20 protein-coding genes are annotated in these 25,345 nt (G+C 51.5%); 6 read left to right on the plus strand and 14 right to left on the minus strand.

What is annotated here, in order from left to right; genetic code table 11:
• Positions 1–175: 175 nt before the first annotated feature.
• Complete coding sequence (locus tag P8H26_RS17265) at positions 176–511, minus strand: DUF4377 domain-containing protein (RefSeq protein WP_289634351.1); 336 nt, start codon at positions 509–511, stop codon at positions 176–178.
• A gap of 76 nt (positions 512–587) precedes the next feature.
• Between P8H26_RS17265 and P8H26_RS17270 the strand changes: the two genes are divergently transcribed.
• A complete protein-coding gene (locus tag P8H26_RS17270; protein ID WP_289634352.1) occupies positions 588–1,835 on the plus strand; it encodes a TIGR03862 family flavoprotein in 1,248 nt (415 codons plus the stop codon).
• Positions 1,836–1,924: 89 nt separating this feature from the next.
• Here P8H26_RS17270 and P8H26_RS17275 read toward each other — a convergent pair whose 3' ends face one another.
• On the minus strand, positions 1,925–2,539 hold the full coding sequence (locus P8H26_RS17275) for a class I SAM-dependent methyltransferase (protein WP_289634353.1): 615 nt from the start codon (positions 2,537–2,539) through the stop codon (positions 1,925–1,927).
• An 8-nt stretch (positions 2,540–2,547) separates the two neighbouring features.
• Positions 2,548–3,213 (minus strand): pseudouridine synthase, encoded by a 666-nt coding sequence (locus P8H26_RS17280; RefSeq protein WP_289634354.1) that lies wholly within the window; start codon positions 3,211–3,213, stop codon positions 2,548–2,550.
• Between the two features lie 202 nt (positions 3,214–3,415).
• Here P8H26_RS17280 and P8H26_RS17285 point away from each other — a divergent pair, with 202 nt between their 5' ends.
• Complete coding sequence (locus P8H26_RS17285; protein ID WP_289634355.1) at positions 3,416–4,117, plus strand: extensin family protein; 702 nt, start codon at positions 3,416–3,418, stop codon at positions 4,115–4,117.
• A gap of 73 nt (positions 4,118–4,190) precedes the next feature.
• Positions 4,191–5,255, plus strand: coding sequence for a bifunctional transcriptional activator/DNA repair enzyme AdaA (locus tag P8H26_RS17290; RefSeq protein ID WP_289634356.1), 1,065 nt, complete (start codon positions 4,191–4,193; stop codon positions 5,253–5,255).
• Positions 5,256–5,272: 17 nt separating this feature from the next.
• Here the strand turns inward: P8H26_RS17290 and P8H26_RS17295 are convergent, their stop codons facing one another.
• Both P8H26_RS17295 and P8H26_RS17300 read right to left on the minus strand, forming a co-directional pair.
• Complete coding sequence (locus P8H26_RS17295) at positions 5,273–5,818, minus strand: DUF924 family protein (RefSeq protein WP_289634357.1); 546 nt, start codon at positions 5,816–5,818, stop codon at positions 5,273–5,275.
• Positions 5,819–5,958: 140 nt separating this feature from the next.
• A complete protein-coding gene (locus P8H26_RS17300; RefSeq protein WP_289634358.1) occupies positions 5,959–7,290 on the minus strand; it encodes an MFS transporter in 1,332 nt (443 codons plus the stop codon).
• Positions 7,291–7,670: 380 nt separating this feature from the next.
• Here P8H26_RS17300 and P8H26_RS17305 point away from each other — a divergent pair, with 380 nt between their 5' ends.
• Positions 7,671–7,829 carry a hypothetical protein gene (locus P8H26_RS17305; protein ID WP_289634359.1) on the plus strand — a complete coding sequence of 53 codons (159 nt, stop codon included), beginning with the start codon at positions 7,671–7,673 and terminating at the stop codon, positions 7,827–7,829.
• Positions 7,830–7,961: 132 nt separating this feature from the next.
• Here P8H26_RS17305 and P8H26_RS17310 read toward each other — a convergent pair whose 3' ends face one another.
• Entirely contained in the window at positions 7,962–10,184 is a 2,223-nt protein-coding gene (locus P8H26_RS17310; RefSeq protein WP_289634360.1) for a TonB-dependent receptor domain-containing protein, read from the minus strand.
• Between the two features lie 178 nt (positions 10,185–10,362).
• Between P8H26_RS17310 and P8H26_RS17315 the strand changes: the two genes are divergently transcribed.
• On the plus strand, positions 10,363–11,862 hold the full coding sequence (locus tag P8H26_RS17315; protein WP_289634361.1) for a glycosyl transferase family protein: 1,500 nt from the start codon (positions 10,363–10,365) through the stop codon (positions 11,860–11,862).
• Between the two features lie 37 nt (positions 11,863–11,899).
• On the opposite strand, the gene P8H26_RS17320 is transcribed toward P8H26_RS17315, so the two are convergent.
• The 7 genes from P8H26_RS17320 to P8H26_RS17350 form a co-directional block, all read right to left on the minus strand.
• Complete coding sequence (locus P8H26_RS17320) at positions 11,900–13,921, minus strand: putative 2-aminoethylphosphonate ABC transporter permease subunit (protein WP_289634362.1); 2,022 nt, start codon at positions 13,919–13,921, stop codon at positions 11,900–11,902.
• Complete coding sequence (locus P8H26_RS17325; protein WP_289634363.1) at positions 13,918–15,117, minus strand: putative 2-aminoethylphosphonate ABC transporter ATP-binding protein; 1,200 nt, start codon at positions 15,115–15,117, stop codon at positions 13,918–13,920. The genes P8H26_RS17320 and P8H26_RS17325 overlap by 4 nt, the downstream gene beginning before the upstream one ends.
• A 150-nt stretch (positions 15,118–15,267) precedes the next feature.
• Positions 15,268–16,290, minus strand: coding sequence for a putative 2-aminoethylphosphonate ABC transporter substrate-binding protein (locus P8H26_RS17330; protein ID WP_289634364.1), 1,023 nt, complete (start codon positions 16,288–16,290; stop codon positions 15,268–15,270).
• A gap of 202 nt (positions 16,291–16,492) precedes the next feature.
• Positions 16,493–17,845, minus strand: a complete 1,353-nt coding sequence (locus P8H26_RS17335) for an aspartate aminotransferase family protein (RefSeq protein ID WP_289634365.1) — start codon at positions 17,843–17,845, stop codon at positions 16,493–16,495.
• A 121-nt stretch (positions 17,846–17,966) separates the two neighbouring features.
• Positions 17,967–19,424: a phosphonoacetaldehyde dehydrogenase gene (phnY, locus tag P8H26_RS17340; RefSeq protein WP_289634366.1), complete on the minus strand. Its 1,458-nt coding sequence runs from the start codon at positions 19,422–19,424 to the stop codon at positions 17,967–17,969.
• A 93-nt stretch (positions 19,425–19,517) separates the two neighbouring features.
• On the minus strand, positions 19,518–20,777 hold the full coding sequence (gene phnA, locus P8H26_RS17345) for a phosphonoacetate hydrolase (protein WP_289634367.1): 1,260 nt from the start codon (positions 20,775–20,777) through the stop codon (positions 19,518–19,520).
• Positions 20,778–20,832: 55 nt separating this feature from the next.
• Positions 20,833–22,068 carry a 2-aminoethylphosphonate--pyruvate transaminase gene (locus tag P8H26_RS17350; protein WP_374708324.1) on the minus strand — a complete coding sequence of 412 codons (1,236 nt, stop codon included), beginning with the start codon at positions 22,066–22,068 and terminating at the stop codon, positions 20,833–20,835.
• A gap of 182 nt (positions 22,069–22,250) precedes the next feature.
• On the opposite strand from P8H26_RS17350, the gene P8H26_RS17355 reads away from it, so the two are divergent.
• A complete protein-coding gene (locus P8H26_RS17355) occupies positions 22,251–23,135 on the plus strand; it encodes a LysR substrate-binding domain-containing protein (protein ID WP_289634368.1) in 885 nt (294 codons plus the stop codon).
• Between the two features lie 41 nt (positions 23,136–23,176).
• On the opposite strand, the gene P8H26_RS17360 is transcribed toward P8H26_RS17355, so the two are convergent.
• On the minus strand, positions 23,177–24,736 hold the full coding sequence (locus tag P8H26_RS17360) for a D-aminopeptidase (protein ID WP_289634369.1): 1,560 nt from the start codon (positions 24,734–24,736) through the stop codon (positions 23,177–23,179).
• Positions 24,737–25,345: the final 609 nt, after the last annotated feature.

A 25,345-nucleotide genomic window follows, 5' to 3' on the forward strand; every position in this document is an offset into this window, starting at 1 on the left:
TAAAAAATAACAAACAACAATGATGGTTTTTACAAGTCGTGTCATTTTTACCATGCATTTTGGAAAGATATTTCCAGCTTTCAGGGACGCTTTGTCAGAACTGATTCTTATCGCAAAACAGCAAAAAGCCCGCCAACGGCGGGCTCATTCAATGAAAGTGACAATGCTCTGGTGATTACTTTTTCTTACTCAGCACTTTCACCAGACTGTATTTCAGGTTTGAGCTGTCCATAGGAGGATTTTTGATTTTGGTCACATTCACTTTCAGCTTGTACCGATAACCCGGCTCGAACCGGAAACCCTCAATACCGCCATAGAACAATGTCCACTCGCCTTTCAGGCTTTTGCGCACCTGCATGCATTTTTGCGGCCCGACGCCAACACAATCAACCAGCTTGTTATTGATATAAAGCGTCTCGGTTTTGCCAGCAGCATTTGCCTGATGTGCCGGCAACAAGGTCGCACCAAACAAAGCGGCCATAACAGCAGGGATGATCAGGGTTTTCTTCATCAATATCTCCGTATTCGCTTCTTACTTGCGTCAATCCTGAACTTAGCTAAAACAACCTGAACTGCAGGTGAACCGGATGACATTGAACAAGACAACCACTATCGGCAAGAGCATCGCTATTATCGGCGGCGGCCCCTCAGGTCTTGCTGCAGCTGAAATATTGTCCGCACACGGGCATCATGTCACGGTTTATGAAGCCATGCCGACCGTTGCGCGCAAATTTCTGCTGGCAGGCAAATCCGGTTTGAATATCACCCATTCAGAACCCTATGAACACTTTCGCACGCGCTTTGGTACCGCTACCCCACGATTAATTCCGGCGCTCGATGCCTTCACACCGGCAGATATCAGCCAGTGGGCACAGGCGCTTGAGATAGAAATTTTTACCGGCAGTTCCGGTCGCGTCTTTCCCAAGCGCATGAAGGCCTCGCCTCTGCTGCGCAACTGGGTTGCACGACTGGAAGCACAGGGCACACAGATTTTAAAACGCCACCGCTGGAAAGGTTTCAGCGGCGATGCTCTGTTGTTTGACACACCGGAAGGCGAGAAACAGACAAGCCACGACGCTGTTTTGCTGGCTCTGGGTGGTGCGAGCTATCCGCGTCTGGGTTCTGATGCAGCATGGGTGCCCTGGCTTGCAGAGAAAGGCATTGGCATAACCCCGTTCCGCCCTGCCAATTGCGGTTTTGATGCAAATTGGAGCACGCTGTTCCGTGAGCGCTTTGCAGGCGCACCGCTCAAATCGGTTGCCGCCTCCTCTCCCGCAGGCAGGGTTGAGGGCGAGTTTGTCATCTCTCAGCACGGCATTGAAGGCAGTCTCATTTATGCCCACAGCGCCGTTCTGCGCGATCAGCTGGAAAGCATCGGCACTGCCAATCTGTATCTTGATCTCACCCCTGCTCGCTCCCTTGAGCGGCTGATACGCGACCTGACAAAACAAGGCAGCAAAAGCAGCTTCTCAAACCGTCTGCGTAAGGCAACGGGACTTGAAGGGGTAAAAGCAGCCCTGTTGCGTGAGCTGGTGCCGGATGTTCAGCTTCTGCCGCCGGAGAAACTCGCGCAGCACATTAAAAATCTGGCACTGCCCTTGCTGCGCCCGCGTCCGATTGCAGAGGCTATATCCTCAGCAGGTGGTATCGCATGGAGCGAGCTCAACGATAACTATATGCTGCATAAATTGCCCGGTGTTTTTGTTGCTGGTGAAATGCTGGATTGGGAAGCGCCGACCGGCGGCTATCTGCTCACTGCATGCTTCGCCACTGGCCGCGCCGCTGCACGCGGCATGTTGGAGTGGCTGGAGCATTTCACAGTCAAATTAGATTAATTTGACGGCTGTGATAATGCGACCATTAAAAAATCTGGAGCATATCTCCTAAAACTGTACATCGGCTTTCGAAGACATGCTCCAGAAAGTTAAACAATCTTCGCATTCACAAACACATCGTAGCGTGTGCTTTTACCCAAAATCTGGTGGGAAGGTTTACGGATACCTGCCATCGGCTCGGCGCGTAACGGCCATTTCAGCACAACGCGATTTTGCGCAACCTCCAGTGCTACCTGCATCAGCCTTTCCGCATCAGGATCAGTGCCGACAATCTCACGGATCTGGCGCATTTCTTTTTTGACCAGTGCCGTATTACCCCGCGGCGGATGCATCGGATCAACCAGAACCACCTGCGGCTTCAGTTCCGGCAACAAGGCACAGGAATCGCCAAACAGCAGCGTCATTCGCGCTACGGTTTCTGCATAACGCCCGCCTTCTGCCGCAGCCCGCTTCAGCCCTTCGGCCAAAAGCGCATGCATTTTCTCAGAACGTTCAATCAAAGTGACTTTTGCACCAAGCGATGCCAGCAAGAAGGCATCGCGCCCAAGCCCTGCAGTAGCGTCTACAATATCAGGCGTTGCACCGCGCACCAGACCGGCCGCTTTGGCCAGCGCCTGCCCCCGCCCCTCATTTGAGCGAAAACGATGACCGACAGCTCCGCCGACGAAGTCAACAGTCAGGTCATTATCATCTGCTTGCTGCATCTTTTCTCTCAAAACGGACAGGGGATAGTAAAAGTCACATCGCGACCATCGGGATGACGGAAACTCAATTGTTCAGCATGCAGCAACAGCCGGTCGGCAGCCTGCAACGCAGCGCCTTCTGCATAAAACTCATCGCCGAGCATCACATGACCGATGGCCTTCATATGCACACGCAGCTGATGCGTCCGTCCGGTCAGCGGAAACAAGCGTAATCGCGTCGTCTGCTCACCCCGCTCAAGCACCTGCCAGCGCGTCTGCGCAGGTTTGCCGTTATCGTGGTCAACACGGTGGCGCGGCTTGTTCTCCGGATCAATCGCCAGCGGCAGATCAATCAGCCCCTCATCCTCAGCCACATTACCCCAGACAACAGAGACATAAGATTTCTGCGTGCTGCGCTCTTCAAATTGTCTGGCAATCTGGGCATGGGCTTTGCGGTTCAGCGACATCAGCACCACACCGGAAGTATCCTTATCCAGCCGGTGGATCATCAGCGCCTTAGGAAATTGTTTTTGCACCCGTGTCGCCAGACTATCAGACAATGCAGGATCGCGGCCGGGCACTGACAACAGCCCGCTCGGCTTATCCAGCACCAGAATATCCGCATCCTGATAGATCACGGAAACCGGATCCATAGGCGGATTATAAACAGGTGAAACGGAAAAGTATGTGCTCATAGCCCCCCTCTAACATAATTTATCAGCTGCATAGAAGTGCCGACTTTAAGGATGTGCCAAGAAAATCGGGAACTGAAACCGCAGTTCAGCGGTTTACCAAAGCATTCCCCGCAAAATCCAATACGATTTTGCACACACGGAAAGGCTTTTGATGCGATATTTTCTGCCCCTCTGTTTGCTTACGGTGCTGAGTATTGGCACCTTGATAACAACACCGGTCACAGCGAAAACCGTTCCTATTCCTGCACCAAAACCCGCAGCGGAAGAGACCAAAGCCGTTCCCCCTGTTCCCAAGCCGGAACTTAAAGAACCGCCCGTCCTCTCAAAACCGGAAACACCAAAAGCCGAACGTATTTATCAGGTAGCCTGCCTTCCGCTATTGCAAAATGAGGTCGAAGGCAAAGTGATTGCCCCCGTCAGTGAAGGGCTGTGTCAAATCAGAAGCCCGCTGGAAATCACTGCGATCACCAAGCCCGTGCCGATAGAATTTGATCAGCCGGTGATCACCAATTGCACGATGACAGTGGCGCTTACAGAATGGGCGAAAGAAACGAATGCTCTTGCCAGAGCGCATCTGGGCAGCGACATTAAAACCATCGGCACCGGCTCGCATTATCAGTGCCGCAATGTGAATAACGGCTCAACGGGACGGGTATCCGAACATGCATTCGGCAATGCGCTGGATATTATGTCTTTTACGCTCGTTAATGGTGAAAAGACCGAGCTTGCCAAAGACTGGAACGGAGCGGAAAAACAACAGAAATTCTGGCGCGCGCTGCACAAGAAAAGCTGCACCTTCTTCATGACTGTGCTGGGGCCGGAGGCAGACAGCGCCCATGAAACCAATCTGCATCTCGATATGGGATGTCATGGTAAATCCTGTACCTATCGGATTTGCCAGTGATGTAATTTTCAATTACCAAAATAAGCGCCCGATTTCCGGCGGTGCAGATCATGATCCATGATAGAGTTCAGCTATGCTATTTTCTTTACCTGACCCCGAAACTCTTTATCAGGCACTTCTCGATCGTGATCAGTCCTATGATGGTCACGTGTTTGTCGGCGTAACCAGCACAGGCATTTTTTGCCGCCTGTCCTGTCCGGCACGCAAGCCTAAATTCGAGAACAGCCGTTTCTTTGATCATCCGGCAGCATGCATGGAGGCCGGTTTTCGCCCTTGCATGCGATGCCGTCCGCTGGATTTTTTCCGCGGCAAAGAACCGGTCGTTGCCAAACTTCTGGATTGCCTTGATGCCCGCCCAGATCATTTCTGGTGCGAAGGCGATCTTATTGACATGGACTTAGACCCTTCCACCGTGCGCCGCGCTTTCAAACGTCATATCGGCATGACATTTCTGGATATGGCTCGTCTGCGCCGTAAAGCGCGCGGGCTTGAGAGCATTGCGGCTGGCAGCTCAGTCATCGACGCACAGCTTGAGGCCGGTTACGATTCCGGCAGCGGTTTTCGTGAAGCGATTACACAGCTGATCGGTGATAGTCCCACCCATCTTAAAGGTCGTGATCTGCTCAAAGCAGACTGGCTTGAAACACCAATCGGCACAATGCTGGCCGTCGCCGATCAACATCATCTGCATCTTTTGGAGTTTTTCGAGCGCAAGGGGCTGCCCAATGAGCTGAAAAAACTGCGGCTCTACAGCCAATCCTCAATCAGTTTCGGCCGTCTGCCACCTATTGATCAGATTGAAGCAGAACTGAAGCTCTATTTCGGCGGCAATTTTACCGGATTTAAAACCCCGCTAGCCCTGCATGCCTCAGCCTTTACCCGCTCTGTCTGGGATGCGCTGCTTGAAATTCCGTTGGGAGAAACCCGTTCTTACGCCGAGCTGGCGGAGATTACCGGACGTTCAACCGCAGTGCGCGCCGTAGCCAATGCCAATGGCGCTAATCAGCTGTCGATTATCATCCCCTGCCACCGTACCATTGGTTCGGACGGCTCACTCACGGGCTATGGCGGCGGATTATGGCGCAAACGCTGGCTGCTCGAGCACGAGAGGCGTATGGCTGCTCAGGCCGCCGCCTGAAACCGTTTCAACCGGCCTCAGAACCCCGAATGTGTCTTCAGAAACTCAGTTTCTTCCGGTGTATTCTGACGCCCCAGAACGGCATTGCGATGCGGAAAACGGCCAAATTCCTTGACAATATCACGATGCTCTCTGGCAAAACCCAGTGCAAAATCATTGCCAAGCGCCTTGTAAAGTTTAACGCAATGCTCCTGATCTTCCACGGCCTCGCTGTGCATCAGCGGCAGATAAAAGAACTGCCGTGCTTTTTCATCAACCGCCATGTCGTAATCATGTTCCAGCGCATATTTCGATAATGCGCAGGCAAGCGGATCGCTGGCAAATGCTTTTGGTGAACCACGAAATATGTTGCGCGGAAACTGATCAAAAATGATCGTCAGAGCCAGAGCGCTTTCTGCATCAGCTTTCCAACCGGCCAATGCTCCCTCAACCGCCTGCTCATATACCGCGCTGAAACGCTGCTTAATTTCCTGATCAAGATCATCAGAACGCACAAACCAATGTGCTTCAGTTTTTTCTGAAAACCAGAAATCCAGAATTTCCTGCGGGGTCACCTGCGCCATAGATCATCTCTCCTGCCTGAACTGCTTCCTATTACATAGGGCAAACAAACAGGCTTACCAGCCTGCAATAGCTGATGCGCCTGTAAACAAACAAAAAAGGAGCCGAAAACGGCTCCTTTTCCATCGGGTTTTCTAAACAATCAGGAAGAAAACTCTTTATCTTTATGACCCAGAATTGCCAGCAAGGTAATAACTGCTGCGGCCAGCAGATACAGCCCCACATGCGCAAGGCTATAGGTTGTTGCCAGCCATGTCGCGATATACGGAGCCAGCGATGCACCGAAAATACTCGCCATGTTAAAGGTCATCGATGCGCCGGTATAACGAACAGCCGTCGGGAATGGTGAAGCAAGCGCCGCACCGATCGGGCCGTAGGTCATCCCCATCAGCGAGAAGCCGATGATCGAGCACAGCACAGCGCCAACAACACCCGCACTCAGCAACGGTGCCATGGTCAGACCAAACACACCAATAGCAACAGTTGTGAGGATCATGATGAAGCGACGTCCGAAACGGTCAGACAACAGACCTGAAACAGGGATCAGCAGACCGAAGAACACAACACCGATCATCTGAATAAACAGGAACTGCTCGCGGGAATAGCCAAGCCCTGCCTGCTCAACCGAGCGGGTTGCCCATGACAGCATAAACACGGTCATCAGGTAGAACAGAACAAAAGTTGCCAGCGCCGAAAATGTGCCAAGGAGCAGCGCGCGTTTATGATGCGTGAATACAGTCGCCAGCGGCACCTGTACCCGTTCCTGCTTGTCCATAGCTTTCTGGAATTCAGGTGTCTCAGTGATCTTAAGACGAACATAAAGACCAACAGCCACCAACAGGATCGAACCGATGAACGGAATACGCCAGCCCCAGCTCAGGAACTGCTCATCCGTCAGCGTTGCGCCAAGAATAAGGAATGTAGCTGCGGAAAGAATAAAGCCGATTGGTGCGCCGAGCTGAGGGAACATTGCATACCATGTACGCTTGCCCTCAGGTGCGTTTTCCGTTGCCAGCAAAACAGCACCGCCCCACTCACCGCCAAGACCGAGCCCCTGACCGAAACGGCAGAGTGCCAGCAGCAGCGGTGCAATCACACCAATCTGCGCATAGCCTGGCAAAAAGCCGATAATGACGGTCGAAATACCCATCGTCATCAGGGCAGCAACCAGCGTTGCCTTACGACCGATTTTATCGCCGAAATGGCCGAATACCATCGCACCGATAGGACGGGCGAAGAAGGCGATCGAGAATGTTGCAAAGGATTGCAGCATAGCCGAGGTCGGGTCACTTGCCGGAAAAAACACAGCCGGAAAGACCAGAACAGCAGCAGTCGCGTAAACATAGAAATCGAAAAATTCGATTGTGGTCCCGACGAGACTGGCAAACAGCACACGTGCGGGTGAATTCAATACCGGAGCTGCTTTGCCGTTTTTGCCGGCTGCAGCTTTCCGGGAAGCACCGGAAACACTCATTTTTTTTATCCTGTTTGCGCGTGTTTCTGCCGTTGAAATCCAACCGTGCAGAACCCGCATAAAATACCAATACAGACAGCAGTCCATAAATGAGGACTGCTCTGGAACACGCACCAGCGACACCGCAAACCGGCTTGCCAGTACATTCTGATCCCATGATCTATCCGATAAAAAGCAAGAAAACTATCCGAAACACCAATGTTTCTTTAATAAATTGCGCAAAACGCACGTTTATTTTGCACATCGCGATATCTGCAACCGTTTTGCAGATCATTCTTGTTGCGACATTTCAATCCGGCCATAACGCAGCCAATCAAACTGTCTCAATCTTATCATGAATGCGTTGCACAATGGTCATTCGCGCTTCACGCAAGTGAGGGATGCTCGGGTATTTTCAGCCATTCGGAGATTCCGGTTATGCGCATGCCATCGGAAAATACCAATCGCAGAAAGCAGCCTCCGGCAATCAGAATGAATGGTGCGGATTGTTTCGCATTGTCTATATGGTCGCCACGCTGGAACACACATGGCGCTCGTAAAACACAGCCCGTCTATGCCCCGCTTAACCGTGTCTGGTGAAGCAACTCAACCGCGCTGACTGCTTTCGGCCATAAAATCAAAAAGCCCTTGCGAAGAACACAAGGGCTTTTCATTTTACAGCGGCTGAACAATCAGAATTTCGAGGTCATGCTGACCCAAAGGCGGCGACCGTCCACAGAGGCATTGAAGTCACTTTCCTCAATACGCTTGTCAAACAGGTTATAGAGCGCCGCATTGAGTGTAACATTTTCGCTGAACTCATAGCTCGTGCCGATATCAAAAGTCATATAGGCATCATATTTACGGGCAATCACTTTCCCGTTTTTATAAACAGGCTTACCGTTGCTGCCGACACGGGCACCCGCATTGGTTTCCGAACCATGATAATTGGCGGCAGTCCATGCAGACAAGCCTTCCACCGGTGTCATCCAGTCCGCACGGATATTACCCATATGCTCCGGTGTGCGCGTCAACGGCAGGCCGTCATAGTCCCCGCCCTTCTGGCGTGAATGCGTATAGGTATAGCTGGCACGCAAGCGGAGATCAGAAGTTGCCTCCCAGTTAGCAGTCAGCTCCACACCCTGCATCACAGCATTGTCGATATTGAAGCTGTTCCACAGAACATAATTTGTATTTTCGCTCCAGCGGATCGGCTTGCCGTTCGCATCGAGCATTTGCTTGTTCGAGATCTTATCTTTGAAATCAGTATAGAAATACGTGCCGCCGAGCTGCAGGCCATCCTGATTATCCCACAAGGCGCTGATTTCGTAACTCGTGCTCTTTTCCGCTTTCAGGCTTTCATCACCGATAATCACACCACACGGATTTTTGCCCGCTGGCAGACTTGCCTCAGGACCATAGAAGCAACCGCCGCCGCCAGTTGTATAGGCGTAACCCGGTGCGATCGTACGAATTTCCGGCGCCTTAAAGCCCGTGGAAATACCGCCCTTCAATGTGAGCTGTTCTGTTGCATGCCACACGGCATAAGCGCGCGGGCTCAAATGGGAGCCATAAATTTCATGGTCATCCATGCGCAGACCGCCGGTCAGCGAGAAGTCCGGTGTAATCCACCACTCATCTTCAGCAAACAGCGCCCATTGACGAATGTTAAAAGTCTCATCAAGTCCTGTGCGACGACCCGGATTTTGGTCTGTCAGCTGTGCATCAATAAACTGACCGCCGGTGACCAGCGTATGATCGCCGTAAAACTCAAACGGCGTGGTAAATTTACCGTCGAGAACCGAATTGCGGATTTCCGGGGAGCGCAGATTTTCAACATAAGAGCCGCGGGTTTTATCCCAGTTGAAATTGGTGCGCTTAGCCCATTCCTGCGAGAACGAGAATTCAGATGTTGTTGGTCCCCAGCGTCCGGTATGGCTGAGCGACCAATGCTTGCGGTCATTGTAATTATAAGTATCAGAACCCGTTGCAGCGATTGTATTTCCGACATTGCCTTCACGGCGCACGCGGGTAATACCACCTTCAAGGAAGATATCATGGTCTTCGTTCGGTGTGATTGTCAGCTTGCCGCCCAGATCACCGTCGCGCTGTTCCTGCGTGCCATTGAGAATTTTATCCTCATTGCGCTTCAGACCGCGACCCCACATCTGAACACCGGCAACGTCCGGCACCAGCGGTCCGCTGACATAGAATGAAGCCTGTCCGCTGTTACCATAGCGTGATTTGTTCTGCACAGTACCGTCAAGGGTCAGCTCACCGTGCCATGCATCATCGACCTTACGGGTAATAATATTGATAACACCGCCCATCGCGTCGGAACCGTAGAGCGAGGACATCGGCCCGCGAACCACTTCAATACGCTCAATGGCTGATGCTGGCGGTACAAAACTCTGTTCAAAACCGGCATTACCATTGGTGCGCGCATCACGGGTACTCTGGCGTTTGCCGTCGACAAGGATCAGCGTATAGGCACCGGGCAGACCACGAATATAAATATCCTGTTCATTGGCAATACCGGTAACGCTTACACCCTGTACACTGGTCAGAGCATCAGCAAGATTGCGAAATGCACCCTTTTCCAGCTCTTCGCGCGGGACAACTGTAATGCTGGCCGGAGCATCTTTCACATTCTGTTCAAAACCCGTCGCAGTGACAACGATCTGATCCAGACGTATAGCACCGGACTCTGCTGCTGGCTGCTCTGTCTGCTCTGCAGTTGCAACAGGCTTCTTTTTGACGGTCTGTGCCTGAGCAGGAAGGCTGAGTGACAACAGGGTTCCAGCCAGAATTGTGCCGCAAGCAAGCGCTGCCAAACGGCGCGTTCTAACCTGTTTCAACAAATCAGATGCGGAAATTGCCTGAACTTCCCCACTCAAATGCCCGATATCAGTCATTTCAATTGCCCTCTGCCATAAAGATGAGTTAATTACTCCCCTTATGTGTGGTGCGGTAGCAGGTCAATCGCCATGTTTCAGACTTATTCCAACATCAGCTTTTTGCATTCCGCAGAATGAACATATCTACCGGCTAAAGATGGCTCTGCTGCAATGCAGTGCAGGAACGGACAGTAAAATGCGGGGAAATACAGTGCCTGAGGATAAAAATCCGGACACCAGCACTGCTTTGCCTTCGTCCAAACTGGGACAATTAAGGTTGTTGATAGCTTTGGACACATTGCTGGTCGAGGGCAGCGTGCAACAAGCCGCTCAGCGTATGGGGCTCAGCGCGCCGGCTATGAGTCGCCTGCTCAACCAGATCCGGGAAGCGTTTAACGATCCTATTTTAGTGCGTTCCGGCCGTCGTATGATCCCGACACCGCGGGCAGAAGCACTGCGTTTGCGTCTGCGCGCGCTTGCAGATGAAGCTGAAAACCTGCTCAGCCCAAAACAGGAAGAAGCACAATCCCAGCCAGAGACCGGATGGCAGCAACCGGCTCTGCTGGCGGTTCCGCCATTATCATTAAGAGCGCCGCTCATCGGTGGACAACCCACTCCACAGCAGCTTGCCAATCAACTGGCAGACCTCAGTGACAGCCATGACCCTGTTTTACGGTTTTCGCGGTTTCTAGGTGTCCTCGGGCGCGGTGTCGGCAATAGTCGTCCGCTGACCATTGCGGAGGCAGAAGAAGCCTTTTCTCTGATCCTGCAGGAACAGGTTGATCCGATGCAGGCCAGCGCTTTTTTCAGCCTGATCCACTATCGCGGAACAGCGGCACAGGAACTGGCCGGCATGGTGTGCGCCGCGCGCCAGCATTACGGATTAAAGAATACAAACGCACGCCCTGCCGATCTGGACTGGCCTGCCTATCTTTCTCCCAACTCTCCGCGCGCGCCGTGGTTTTTGCAAGCGGCCAAATTACTTGCACAAGCAGGATATAAAATCGCTTTGCATGGCAGCAATGGCAGCGGCGCCAATGGCGGAAAAATTGAACAGGCTGCCCGCGCACTGGATATTCCACTCGCGCAAAACCTCATTCAGGCACAAGAATCTCTGACCACCGGTAATATTGTCTATTTGCCACTCACAGGCTTTGCGCCAGCCATTGCCTCGATGATGGCGCTTTACCCGCTTTTTGCAGCCCGTTCACCGGTGGGCGCTTGTGTGCATCTCCTCAATCCGCTTCAGGCGCGCGCCAGCCTGCTTGGCGTATCGCGTCCGGCCTATCGGGAACTGCACAGAGATACGGCGCGACTGCTGCAGGAGCAGCCTCAAACGACGGAAGAAACTGTTTTGCGTGGCAACGCCCCTGCGCAACTCACTGTGCTCAGCAGCAATCGCGATGTGGCAGAGTTTTATCCCTTCCGTGTTGCAACAATTTTAAATCTGAGCGGCACAGAAAGTACGGATATCCTGATAAAAGCCTTGCAGGAGCCGGAGAGCCTGCCACGCATAGGGATGGATTCATTTGAATATTGGCAGGCAATCTGGACAGGAACCGCCATTGACCCGCGACTTGAAACGGTGATCACAGCCACCGCCGCGCTTGGCCTTATTACATTGCATCCTGATCAGGATTTTGACCTCTGCCATGCCAAAGCCCGCGAGCTTTGGCACAAGCGTTTTAAAAACTAAGCGGCATCCTTTGAAAGATGCCGCTTAACATTGGGTATCAGCCACGCCATTTCTGGGTTTTGCGCAGCAGCATTTGCGACAAGCCGTAATGCACCAAGCGTGCTGCAACATTGGTATAGAAGATCATCATCCCCATTGCTGCTGCCGGAGCCACATCACCCGCATCATCCATATTCAGCACCGCCACAGAAGCCAGAGTAGTGTGTGCGGAATAGAGGAAAACCACTGCCGATACTGTCGTCATCGCATTGACGAACAGGTAGATTGAAATATCGAGAATAGCAGGCAGGCATACCGGCACTGTCACGCGCGCAAACAGCTTATAGAATGGCTGCTTGAGCGATGCCGAAACCGATTCAAATTCCGGATCCATCTGTTTCAGCGCCGTCAGCGCGGTCAGATGGGAGACCGTGTAAAAATGCGTTACGGTACAGATCACGAGAATAATCATCGTACCGTAAATCGCACTCAACGGGTTAGCCGGATTATTGAAGAAAAAGATATAGGCAAGCCCCAATACCATGCCTGGCACAGCCATCGGCAGCATGGCCAGAAACTGGAACAAGGCACGGCCTTTGGCAAAGCCCTCCGTTTTTTCAACCGCATAAGCGCCGACAAACACAACGACTGTACCTATAATCGCGGTCAGAAAAGCCAGCTGAATAGAATTGAAATATGAGTTCCACCCGCCCCCGTCCATCCGGCCGAAGTCAAAGTTGCGCAGGCTCAGGCTCATATCATAGGGCCAGAATTTAACGATTGCCGCCAACTGGCACACCAGCAGAAGGCCGGTGATGAACACAGCAACAAATGCACAGTAAAGCAGGCAGAGATTATCAAAGAGCGGTTTGTTTTTCGGGACGAAAGGCACAGCCCGAGCCGATAACAAAGCAACTTGTTTGCGCTGGATAATCCGATCGACAGCAAAAGCGATAATTGCCGGAAACAACAGCATCACAGACACAACAGCACCAATTTCAAAATTCTGCTGGCCGATCACCTGCTTATAAATATCCACCGCCAGCACATTATACTGCCCGCCGATCACCTTTGGCAGACCAAAATCTGTGATGACCAGATTGAACACCACAAAGGCCGCAGAGATCAGTCCGTAACGGGCACCGGGCACTGTCACTGTCCAGAATGTGCGCCATTTACTTGCCCGCAAGGAATCCGCAGCCTCATAATGGCGGGCATCCGACACAGCCAGAGCGGTTGAGATAATCATAAGCGCATGGGGAAAAGTAAAGAACACCGAGCCAAGCACAATCCCCAGAGGGCCGTAAATCGGCATGCCAAACAGCAGTTCTTTTAAAATGCCCTGATTGCCGAACAGATAAATCAGCGCAATACCCGGCAATAATGACGGCACCAGAATTGGCATCACCGCGATCAGCTTAAACGCGCCTTTAAAACGCATTTTTGAGCGGTTGAGCGCATAGGCAAAGCCGAATGCCAGCGATACTGTCAGCACCATACTGACCAGCGCAATCACTAAAGAATTTTTGATCGACTGAAACAGTGCCGGTGACGAAAAATACGTCCGGTAATTGTCCAGCCCCGTTGTTTGTTGCGGCATCAGCATGACACGGCGGAAGTTATTGGAATCCACCTCCTGCCATTCCTGCCCTGTATAAGGGGCTGAACCGATCAGAAAACGGGCACTGTCCGTTAAACCACGAATACGATAATGCTCCGGCCCGCGAAAGCTGAACTCGGGAAATAAGGCCACCGGAGACAACCGGCCGCTATTGGAGGTCGCCAGTTCTTCTGCCGTGATTGCTTTCAGGTTTGTATTCAGCTGGCTCAACGACTGAACTGGCGCCCAGTTGCCTTTACCGTCGCCCACCTGCACTTCATAATTTTCCAGCTGGAACTGATAACTTGCAAAAGATTTGGACAGCATCACATAGAGCGGTGCCGCCAGTGTCACCAGCAGATAAGCGCCGATAATCAGCATCATGCCGCGCTTGATCCAGTCATCCGCGCTGACTTTCTGGCGGATAGCCTTGCCCGCCGGCATGACAGGTGCAGCAGAATAATCGCTTACAGCACTCATCGCTTGCCCTTTCCGTCAAAAATCAGCAAACGGCTTTTCGGCAATTCAACCAGAATGGTCATGCCTTCAGTCAGACCAAGCCTGCGCTCCGCATTGATGGAAAAATCAGCTATCAGCTGCTGGTTTTGCAAATGTGTGCTGCGCATATGGGTGCGCCAGAATGAGCCGAGAAATTCCATCGTTTCAATCTGCACCTCGATCAGATTTTCCCCGTTTCCGGCAGAAGAACCGGCATCAAGCACCCGACCGTGAGGGATCACATCATTCGGTCTGATGACCGCAACGGCCTCACTACCTTCAGATAAGTTGTGCTCAACACATTGCAGTGCAAGATCACCCAACAGAGCTGAACCGTCTGTCCCGATTTTTACCGGATATTTGTTGGTTTCTCCGATGAAGTCCGCCACAAAAAGACTGCTCGGCTGGCGATAGACTTCAAGCGGCGTGCCTATCTGCTCGATAGTGCCTTTGTTCATCACCACAATACGGTCGGCCATAGCCAGCGCTTCTTCCTGATCATGGGTCACCATGATTGTCGTCACACCAAGCTTGCGCTGTAATTCTTTGATTTCATGGCGTAAATGCACGCGGACTTTGGCATCAAGCGCTGAAAGCGGCTCATCCAGTAATAAAAGTCCGGGAGAAATAGCAATCGCCCTTGCCAGTGCAATACGCTGCTGCTGGCCGCCAGAAAGCTGAGACGGATATTTTTTTGCCTGATCAGTAAGCCCGACCAGCTGCAACAACTCCTCTACGCGCTGTGTAATTTCAGCGCGTGTTTTTTTCATATTCTCAAGCCCGAAAGCGATATTCTTTTCAATCGTCAGGTTCGGAAACAAAGCATAGGACTGAAACACAATACCGTAATCCCGATGAGCGGGCGGCAAGTCCGAAATATCTTTGTGCGCCTGATGAACAGAACCGCGGGTCTGAAGATCCAACCCCGCGATAGCCCGAAGAAGCGTGGTCTTACCGCAGCCGGAAGGCCCCAGAAAACAAACAAACTCCCCCTCTGCTATGTCCAGATTAATATCCTTCAGAGCATAAAACTCTCCGAATGCTTTCCAGAGGCCGTCAACTTTGAGATATTCCTGCTTGTTTGCCGCCACATCGCCAGCATCATATGCCTGCTGACCGATACGGACTGCACCTGTAGCCACTTCATGTTTCACGAATTCATTCCTCTGGACTGACATGTTCACACTCCCTGAACGAACGCGGAGAAGCCCGCGTTCGCAGTCGCATAATGCGTGTCTGTTAGAGTAGCCTCCGAAAACATGGGAACCGGCCTGTGTCCGAAACCATATGAAGACAGAATTCTGCCACTCAATGAGACAGCGTTCCGATCAGCCCTTGGATTCAGATTTTGAATCGTAGCGTTTTGACCATTCTTCCAGAATGGCCTTGCGATTATTCGCAGCCCATTCCAGATCATTTTTGATCATTTTCTTTTCCAGATCCGCCGGAATATGCGCAACCGGCTGGGCAATACCCGGCAATGCAACAACAGCAAAACTCTTGTTCAGAGCTGTCATGGCATTAGGTGTCAGCGTCCAGTCCATCAGCGTTTTAGCTGCATCCATATTCTGCGTTCCGGCCATGATAGCCACGGCTTCAGATTCCCAGCCTGAGCCTTCTTCCGGAAAAATAATATCAACCGGCGCACCGGCACTTTTCACCTGAGAGGCAGGGAATTCGAAAGAAACGCCGATCGGCACTTCGCCCGCACCGGCCATTTTGCAAGGCTTGGAACCGGAATGCGTGTAATTGGCGATATTTTCATGCAGGGCATCCATATAGTCCCAGCCGCCTTTTTCACCGAACATCTGCAACCATGATGAAACATCAAGGAAGCCGGTGCCGGACGACGCCGGATTAGGCATAACCACATGGCCTTTATATTCAGGCTTGGTCAGGTCTTTCCAGCTTTTCGGCGGTTTCAAACCGAGTTTTTCTGCCTCAACGGTGTTAAAGCAAACAGCTGCCACATAGGCATCTAGCCCGATCCAGCTGGTCGGACGATCCTTATCCACAAAGCGCGGATCCAGCTTGTCCACGTCTTTCGGCGTGTAAGCCTCCAGCATGCCCTCGTTTTTCAGGATCAGAAGGGAGGTGGCCGCAATCCCCCAGACAATATCTGCCTTCGGATTATTCTTCTCAGCCAGCAATTTGGCCGTCATGACCCCTGTTGAGTCACGAACCCAGTTCACTTTAATATCCGGATGATCTTTATTAAACGCTTCTGCAAAGCGTTGCAGATCAACCGCTTCAAAAGCTGTATAAACGGTTAGTTCAGTTTGTGCATAAGCACTTGTTGCCAAAACAATACCGGCAGCAAGGGACAGAATAAAAGCACGATGCTTTTTCATTTCATATTTCCCCATTGTTATATCAGCCTTTTATTATGTGTTTGATGGCTGATTGCTTATTTTTATACCTGCTTTTGCAGGCTGTTCCCTCTTATGGCTCCTCATAGTGCGAACGACTGTTCAATAAGTAAAATCTATTTATTTTATACATCCGGCAATAAAACTTATAGATATCGACAGGTTTACCGGCAGCAGGAAAAAACTATGCAGCTTGCAATATGGCCTGTTCAATAACCGACAAGGCCTGATCAAGCTCATCTTTGGTAATAATCAGCGGCGGCGATAAAGTCAGCACATTCCCCTGACTGATCTTGAAGCTGACGCCACCTTCCAGAGCACGGTAATAGACAGCCTCAGCCAAGGCATTGTCCGGCTCGCGGCTTTGCCTGTCGCGCACCAGCTCAACACCGAACAGCAAACCACGTCCGCGCACATCACCCACATGCGGTGAGCGCATTTGCAGTTCACTAAGACGGTTCATGGCATATTGGCCAAGCTCGGCTGCACGCTGCACCAGCCCTTCTTCCTCAATGATCTGGATGGTTGTCAGAGCCGCGCGGGTTGTCACCGGATTTTTCTCATGCGTGTAATGGCCGATTGCATAATCACCGCACACATCCAGATCACGGCGCACAATTGCCGCTGCAATCGGCAGCATACCGCCGCCCAGCGACTTACCAAGCACGATCATATCCGGTATCGCGCCGTCATGATCAGAGGCGAAGAACTTACCCGTCTTGCCAAGACCTGTAGGGATTTCGTCAAAGATCAGCAATGTGCCGTGCCGGTCGCAGGCTTTCCGAACCTTTTTCCAGAAGCCGGGCGGTGGCGGATAAGGCGTAGCCCGCATCGGCTCTGCCACAACGGCTGCAATATCGCCCTCACGTTCCAGCACAAAGGACACCACATCTGCACAGGCAATGCCGCAGGTGTCAGGGCTTTTATGTTTATAATGACAGCGATAGCAGGCAAAAGGCGGCACATGCTCAGTACCTGAGAGTAAAGGCCCCGCAATACCTGAGCGAAATGTTGCCTCACCACCGACTGAGGATGCACCAAAACCTGCGCCGTGAAATGCATCCCAGAAAGACAAGGTTTTAAACCGTCCGGTTGCGGCACGCGCCACTTTCAACGCCACCTCAATCGCATCAGAGCCACCGGTGGTGAACAGCGTTTTACCCAGATTTCCCGGAGCAATTTCTGCCAGTTTTTCCGCCAGTTCAATCGCCGGTTCGCAGGTGAATCGGCGTGGCGCAAAGCTCAGATCATCCATCTGCTGCTTTACCGCAGCAATCAGTTTGGGATGGGCATAACCGATATGATGGGCGCTATTTCCATGAAAATCCATGAAGCGGCGTCCATTGGCATCTTCAATCCAGATGCCCTGCGCCTTAACAATCGCTGTCAGACAAGGGCTGGAAAGGCTTTGATGCAGAAAAACATCCGCATCACGGCGCAGCACTTCCTCCATATGAGGACTGTTCTGCTGCGCCTGCCATCGTTGCCGTGCTTCAGAGCGGTTAGACTCCCCCTCTGTGTGAACTGCCAGTTTCATACTCGCCGCCTCCCCGAACGGTTTTCAGATAATGTGTCAGTTCAGATGCACGGATGTCTTATGACTGATTTAATTTCGCGCATCATGAACCACTATTCAGCCCGCATATTTCGTCTCTCACTCACTCCCACGGCAGTGAGAAGGTTTTGACATTGGTGAAGCTTTTCATCGCTTCAATCACACCTTCTTTATAACCGTTTCCGGAATCTTTAATCCCGCCGAAAGGCGACATCTCGATACGATAACCCGGTACTTCCCAGATATTAACAGTACCGACATTCAACCCGCGAATATATTTCTGCATGCGCCGGTAGTCATTGGTGCAAACACCGGATGACAGGCCGAAATCCGTGGAGTTGGACAATGCAATCAGCGCATCATCATCATCGGGCGCACGAATAATCGGTATCACCGGTCCGAATGTTTCCTGCATCACCAGTTCAGAACTATGCGGAACCTCATCCACCACAATCGGTGGCAACAATGCGCCCTGACGACCCGGATCATAGAGCACTTTTGCACCCTGCTCGGCGGCCATATAAACCAGCTTTTCAAACCGTGCAGCAGCTTGTTCATGAACAACTGTTCCGAGCTCGGTCTTCGGATCCATCGGATCACCGAAGCGGATTTTCTTTGCCCGTTCCAGAACCATTGGTACAAACCGGTCTGCAACGCTTTCCTGACACAGAATACGTTTCACTGCTGTACAGCGCTGACCGGAGTTTTTGGTAGCACCGGCGACTGCAAGATCAGCAGCTTTTGCCAGATCATCATCACTCAGATCATTGAGAATAATCAGCGGATCATTGCCGCCGAGTTCAAGCACCGTGCGCTTATATCCGGCCGTATTGGCAATCATTTTGCCGACCGGAACGCCACCTGTAAAGGTGATCAAGTCAATATCCGGATTGGTGATCATTTCCGAGCCGATATCCTTCGGCAACCCTGTCACCACAGACAGCATTTCCGGCGGCAATCCGGCCTCATACATAATATCGCACAGCAAGAGAGCGGTCATCGGCGTCAGTTCAGTCGGCTTCACCACCACACAATTATTGGTAGCAATCGCCGGTGCCACTTTGTGCGACACCATATTCAGCGGATGATTGAACGGCGTGATTGCCGAAATCGCACGCAACGGCTCACGAAATGTGAAAATCTTCCGTGCTTTGCCGTGTGGTGTCAGATCACAGGAGAAAATCTCACCATCGTCATGCAGGCACATCTGCCCTGCAAGCGTAAACACATCATAGGCACGCCCGACTTCATAATAGGAATCCATTTTTGAGATGCCCAGTTCCGAAGTAATCAGATCGGCCATTTCTTCCCTGCGCGCCACCAGCAATTCAGCCGTGCGCAGCAGAATTTTCTGACGTTCATAGCGTGTCAGTTTCGGCTTATAGGCTGCGGCTATTCTGAAAGCCTCACGCGCATGTTCTGCCCGCCCTGCCGGAACGGTACCGATAACCGCATTGGTATAAGGGTAATGCACATCAAACACTGTATCCGCATCAACCTTTTTACCGGCAATGCGCATAGGTTCATATCTGGTTTTAATGATTGTTTCCGGCTTGACCATTAAGGCGCTCCCTTCAATTCGCCCCACCGGAAACCGCCCTGATCCTAAAATCAGGTACGGTTTACCAGCACGGGGGTATCTTTTTCTCAAATGCTATTGCTGGGCAGCCGCAGCTGTAACCGCATAGAAAAACGCATCAAAATTACGCAGAACCGGTGCTTCCGGCAGATCCGGCATCTGCCGGTTGACGATGAACGGCACAGCCTGTTCTGTCAGCCCGCCATGTGAGCGCAACGGCTCGTTCAGCGCTGCAAGATCATGGCGGTGTTCACTGGTGCCAATGGCCTTATTTTCTGATGAAACCAGAACAATGTCGCCGATACGATCAGCCGGCAGTTCAAAGCGCTCCGCTGCATCCGCATTATTGAGCACCACATCAATGCCCTCAATGTTGGCAAGCCGGTTCATAATATCAGTGAGGTCGGCGCCATCAGGCAGATAGGCTGTTGCGAAGGAGCCGAGCGCACCATGATGCACAACATAAGGATCTGTAATCGGCAGGATAACGCGCGCGGCATCCTTGCCCAGCCATTCGTCGAGCACATCCTGCACATAAACCACATCAGGAGAACCGTCAGCCTTATGTTTCGGCTTCATACCGTGATCTGCCGTCACCACAATGGCCGCACCCAGTGCATCAAGCTCGGTCAGATACTTGTCAAACATTTCATAAAACGCATTGGCCTGCGGCACACCCGGCGCATATTTATGCTGCACATAATCGGTTGTCGTCAGATACATCACATCAGGACGGATAGTTTTAAGCAGCTTCACACCTGCCGCAAAAACAAACTCTGAAAGCTCTGCGGAATAGACTTCCGGTACCGGCATGCCGAGCCATTGCGACGCATTGTCGATACCGTTTTCTGCTTTCGTTGTCGTATCGGAACGCTCTGCCGAAAAGCAAATGGCGCGATTATCACCAAATTGCAGACCGGCACCCAGAAGCGCCCGCAACTTGTCTTTTGCGGTCACAACCGCAACTTTTGCACCGGCATCATAGAAACCTTTGAAAATGGTCGGCGCACGCAGAAAGCGCACATCATTCATCATCACTTCAGTACCGGTTTCACGGTCATAGAGATAGTTGCCGCAAATACCGTGCACAGCAGGCGGACGCCCCGTGGCAATTGAAAGATTGTTCGGATTGGTAAAGCTCGGAATAACACTATGAGCCGTGCGAACTGTGCCGCTTTCTTTAATACGCTTCAGTGTCGGCATCAGACCGGCGGCAATCGCCTCATCCAGATAGGCCGGTTCACAACCGTCGAGACAAATTGCGATTGCAGGAACATTCGGCCAGTTATAGTTACGGCCGTTCACGGTTACAGTTACCTTGGTCATCTTGTTCACTTAATCATCCTCCGCAGGCCGCATGGGCAAGCCTGCACTTTTCAATTTATGATTTTCAGGCTGCGAGTTTGGCGCGCTCGTCCAGTGCGGCAGCAGGTGGCGCAGCTGTATCAACGCCCATTTCCTGAAGGCTGTCACTGGCAGCAGCAACCACTTGCCGCATAATATTGGCATCCATCCGCCCGATGCAGCCGACACGGAAACTGTCAACGACCGTCAGCTTGCCCGGATAGATGATAAAGCCTTTATCTTTCATCAGATCATAGAAGCGGGAAAACTCGAATTTCGGATGGGCAGGATTGAAGAAAGTTACAATAATCGGTGACAGCCAACGGTCACGCAACAGCGTTTCAAAACCCAGCTCACGCATGCCCTCCACCATCACATCACGATTATTGGTATAACGTGCCAGTCGTCCCTCGGCTCCACCTTCGGCCTCATGCATCCGGAGCGCGACCAAAAACGCAGCAACCACATGGGTCGGCGGTGTGTAGCGCCACTGACCGGTTTTATTCATCGTTGCCCATTGCTCATAGATGTCGAGGCTCAGAGAATGGCAGTTGCCTTTGGCGGCTTCCAGCTCACTCTTGCGCGCAATCACAAAACCAAAACCAGGCACGCCCTCAATGCATTTATTGGCCGAGGATACCATCGCCTCATAGCGTATTTTATGTACGCTCAGATCAACCGCACCAAACGCGCTCATACTATCGACAAGCAGTTTGCGCCCCTTGGCATAAACAACTTCTGAGATTTCCGCGACCGGATTGAGAATGCCGGAACTGGTTTCGCAATGCACCACAATCACATGCGTAATTGCAGGATCAGCATCCAGCGCTTGCGCAACTTCATCTGCACGCGGCGGCAGATAATCACCCTTGTCGATTTTGCTATAGGCACGTCCCAGATACCCCAAAGTCTGCACAATACGCTGACCATAGGCACCGTTCATCAGCACCAGAATTTTGCTGTCTTTCGGGAGAAATGTGCCGAGCATCGCTTCAACAGCAAAGGAGCCGCTGCCCTGTATCGGCACACAGTCAAATTCATGCTTATCATCACCGGCCACACGTAACAAACGTTCACGCATTTCCGCGGTCATTGCCCGAAAATCACCATCCCATGAGCCCCAGTCCCGCAGCATCGCCTGTTTCACCGCATAATCGGTGGTCAATGGCCCCGGCGTCAGCAAATAAGGCTCACCCAATGCAGGTGCCAAAAACTGATTGGCCTTCCAGTGCGGAAGCTGATCTGCCTCTGACTGCTGTCGTTTTTCACCGGCTGATTGCATTTCCTGTCCCTCCGGATAGCTTCCATAAATACGGATTTGCTTCATCCTCAGGGAAAGACAATCATTTGTAAAATCGTTATTTCAAATCAAACTATAAGTTTTACAGATATAACTTGTGCCGGAATTCTGCTGTGTTAGAGTTCATTTTACAGTCTGAAAACACTCGGCATCAGGATAAATCCATGCGCTATGTTCAGTTGCGGGCCTTTCATTATGTGGCGGTTTCCGGCGGTTTTTCCCGTGCGGCTGAAGCTTTATGCCTGACACAGCCAGCCATTTCCGATCAGGTTCGCAAGCTTGAAGAGGAATATGATGTCCTGCTGTTCAACCGGCATAAGAAACAAGTCAGCCTGACGGATGCCGGTGTGAAACTACTTGAAATCACTCACCGGTTGTTCGAAGTGGAACAGCAGGCGCTGGATTTCTTGTCAGAATCGCGGGTGCTTCGTGCGGGTAAATTGCGTATTATGGCCGATGCAGCACATCATATTTTAGGGATTCTCGGTGCGTTTCGCGAGAAATATCCCACAGTGCAAATCAGCGTTCAGACCGGTAACAGCGAGGAAGTTATCTCCAGTCTTTACCGCTATGAAGCTGATATCGGCGTCTTGGGAGAAGTACCAAAAGCGCGGGATTTTCTCATCCATAAGCTGAATTCGTCTCCGATCATTGCTTTTGTCGCCAGAGATCACCCGCTCAGCCGTCATTCTAATATTGATCTGGCAGATTTGCTGCAGTGGCCGCTGGTCTTTCGTGAAAAGGGTTCAAAAACCCGTCAGAAACTTGAAAATCTGGCGCTGGAAAAGAATGTTGTGCTGAAACCTGCCATTGAAGCCGAAGGACGCGAAGCTGTTCGGGAGATCGTTGCGGGTGGTGCCGGTATCGGCTTTGTTTCACTGGCCGAGTTTAGCAATGACAGCCGTTTACACCCGCTCTCGATCAATACACGGGAAGAACTGATGGACGAAACGCTGATCTGCCTGCAAGAGCGCAGCAACGGCACGCTCATCAATGCATTTTTTAAAATTGCTTCCGAAAGTGATACACATAATATTATCAAGAACTAACAAGTAAAAAACCCGCCGGAATGATCCGGCGGGGTGAAATTTTATATCTTTTTATAGGCTATACCACGGGCAAGCCAGCAACCAATTGTCAGTCCTGTAATCGCACCGGACGCATCACGCTCGGCCATCACCGTCCAGTCTCCCGGTGCCGGCGCATCCATTCCGCGCTGACATGGCAAAAGCCAGATATCTTCAGCAATCGCATAAAGCGGTTGCATTGGGCCCTTACCTAAAAAGCCTTCAAATGCTGCATAGGCGGCAGTCCCTGCAATTTCGCAGACAAAATCAGCATCCATTTCCGCACAATGATAGCGTCCGGCAATATCCTGCCGCCCTCTTCCGGAAACACGATGCAATTTTGCAGACAGGTTTTCACCATCGCGGCGCAGAGAGATTGCATCGCCGTCACGTTCCAAAATCATGCCTGAGGAGTGCAAACTGCCATCAACCTGCATATCCATCATTTCAGGGGATGTACCAAAACGTGCATGAACCTGCCCGCCGACAGCTGGCGCAAGACTAAGGCTCAACTTGGTAGCAGGATCGAAGTAATTACCATACCAGTCTGTATCAACTGGCAGGACTTTAGTCTTTGCTTTCGGAATTCCTAAAGCAGCACGCATCAGCTGCTCTGCTGCACCATAGGCACTGGCCTGATGATTGAACATCACAATAACGGAAACGCGTGCATCCGCAGCATGAAAACGCTGGCAGCGCCACCCGCGTAGTGCACCGCCATGACCCGTAATTTTAACACCGTCAAAACTCACATGATTCAGGCCATAGCCGTAACAAGCTGGTTTTCCGTCTTTGTAAAATTGCGGACGGGACAAGCGGTTATAAATACCGTTTTCATCCGCACGAGTTGCATCAATAAACTGATCCCAAGCGATCATATCATCCAGAGAGGCGCAGACACCCGCATCACCACTCCAGTGAATATTATTCACCGCAGGCGTAAAGCCGGAAACAATATTGCCCTCATAGCCGACTGCTTCGCCGGGTGTCACAGATGTGTCAGGGAAAAGTCCGGCAGTTTTCATGCCCGCAGGCAGGAAAATACGCTCGCGCAGAAGTTCATCCAGTGAGCGGCCGGTTTTCTCCTCAATCAGGAATGATAAAAGGCGGAAATTACCGTTATTATAGGAATAGTGCGTGCCGGTTTCAAAATGGGTCGTGCGAATTTTCCCGAGCAGCTTTCGCGCATCATCTGCCGTAAACAGGCCTTCGGGATCAGCGCCGCTGATGACAGTCAACGCCCAATAATCCCGCAGGCCAGACTGATTATTACATAAATCAGCAATTGCGGGGCGTGTTCCTTCAAAATCAGGAAGATAGGCAGCCAGCGCATCATCCAACACGGATGCCTCGCCAAAGGCATCCAATAGTGCCGCGCAGGTAAATTCTTTACTGACAGAACAGATCGGCATCATGGTCGCCGCACTCATCGGCACCCGTTTCTCCAGATCCGCATAGCCCCAGACTTGCTGAGCAATAATCTCGCCATCTTTAAGAACCGCTGCTACGCCCCCCGGTCCTTTATATTGATCGGAGAGGCTCAGCATCACAGCATCAATTGCTGGCTTATCAACGGCTTGCATAAATTTCATTCCCGCTTATGTGTCTTTGCAAACAGGCATAAGCCACTCATGTTCACAGCTCAAGAGGGATTATCTGCCTGTAATGCCGCAGGATCAGGCTTGATCATTAAAGAGTGTGCAAGTCGGTCATCAAAGCAAGCACGCCTCCCCTCTTTCAGCTCGAACGTGCTGGTCTGGGAGTTTTTCTTGCTTGAGCGTTGCTCAGGTATTTCGGCTGTATTTGGGGATTTGGTTTTCAGGCTTTTCCCGTTCGTGGGGTAATCGATACTTAATCGCTTGCTTTTCCTACTCAGCCTTCCGGTTATGAGGCTGATGAGGTGAGAGCGTTAAAAAATCGCTTGCTTATCGATTTTAGCTCGAACGGGCTGATCCAAGATACATTGACACGCCTATGGGAAAGGCATCTGGATCATGGTTTTAATTGCTTTGAGGAGATTTGGTTGCGGGGGCAGGATTTGAACCTGCGGCCTTCCGGTTATTAGGCTGATGAGGTGAGAGCGTTAAAAAATCGATTGATTATCGATTTTAGCTCGAACGGGCTGATCCAAGATACATTGACACGCCTATAGGAAAGGCATCTGGATCGTGGTTTTAATTGCTTTGAGGAGA

It is taken from the genome of Pseudochrobactrum sp. sp1633 (assembly GCF_030376605.1).
Taxonomy (GTDB): Bacteria; Pseudomonadota; Alphaproteobacteria; order Rhizobiales; family Rhizobiaceae; genus Pseudochrobactrum.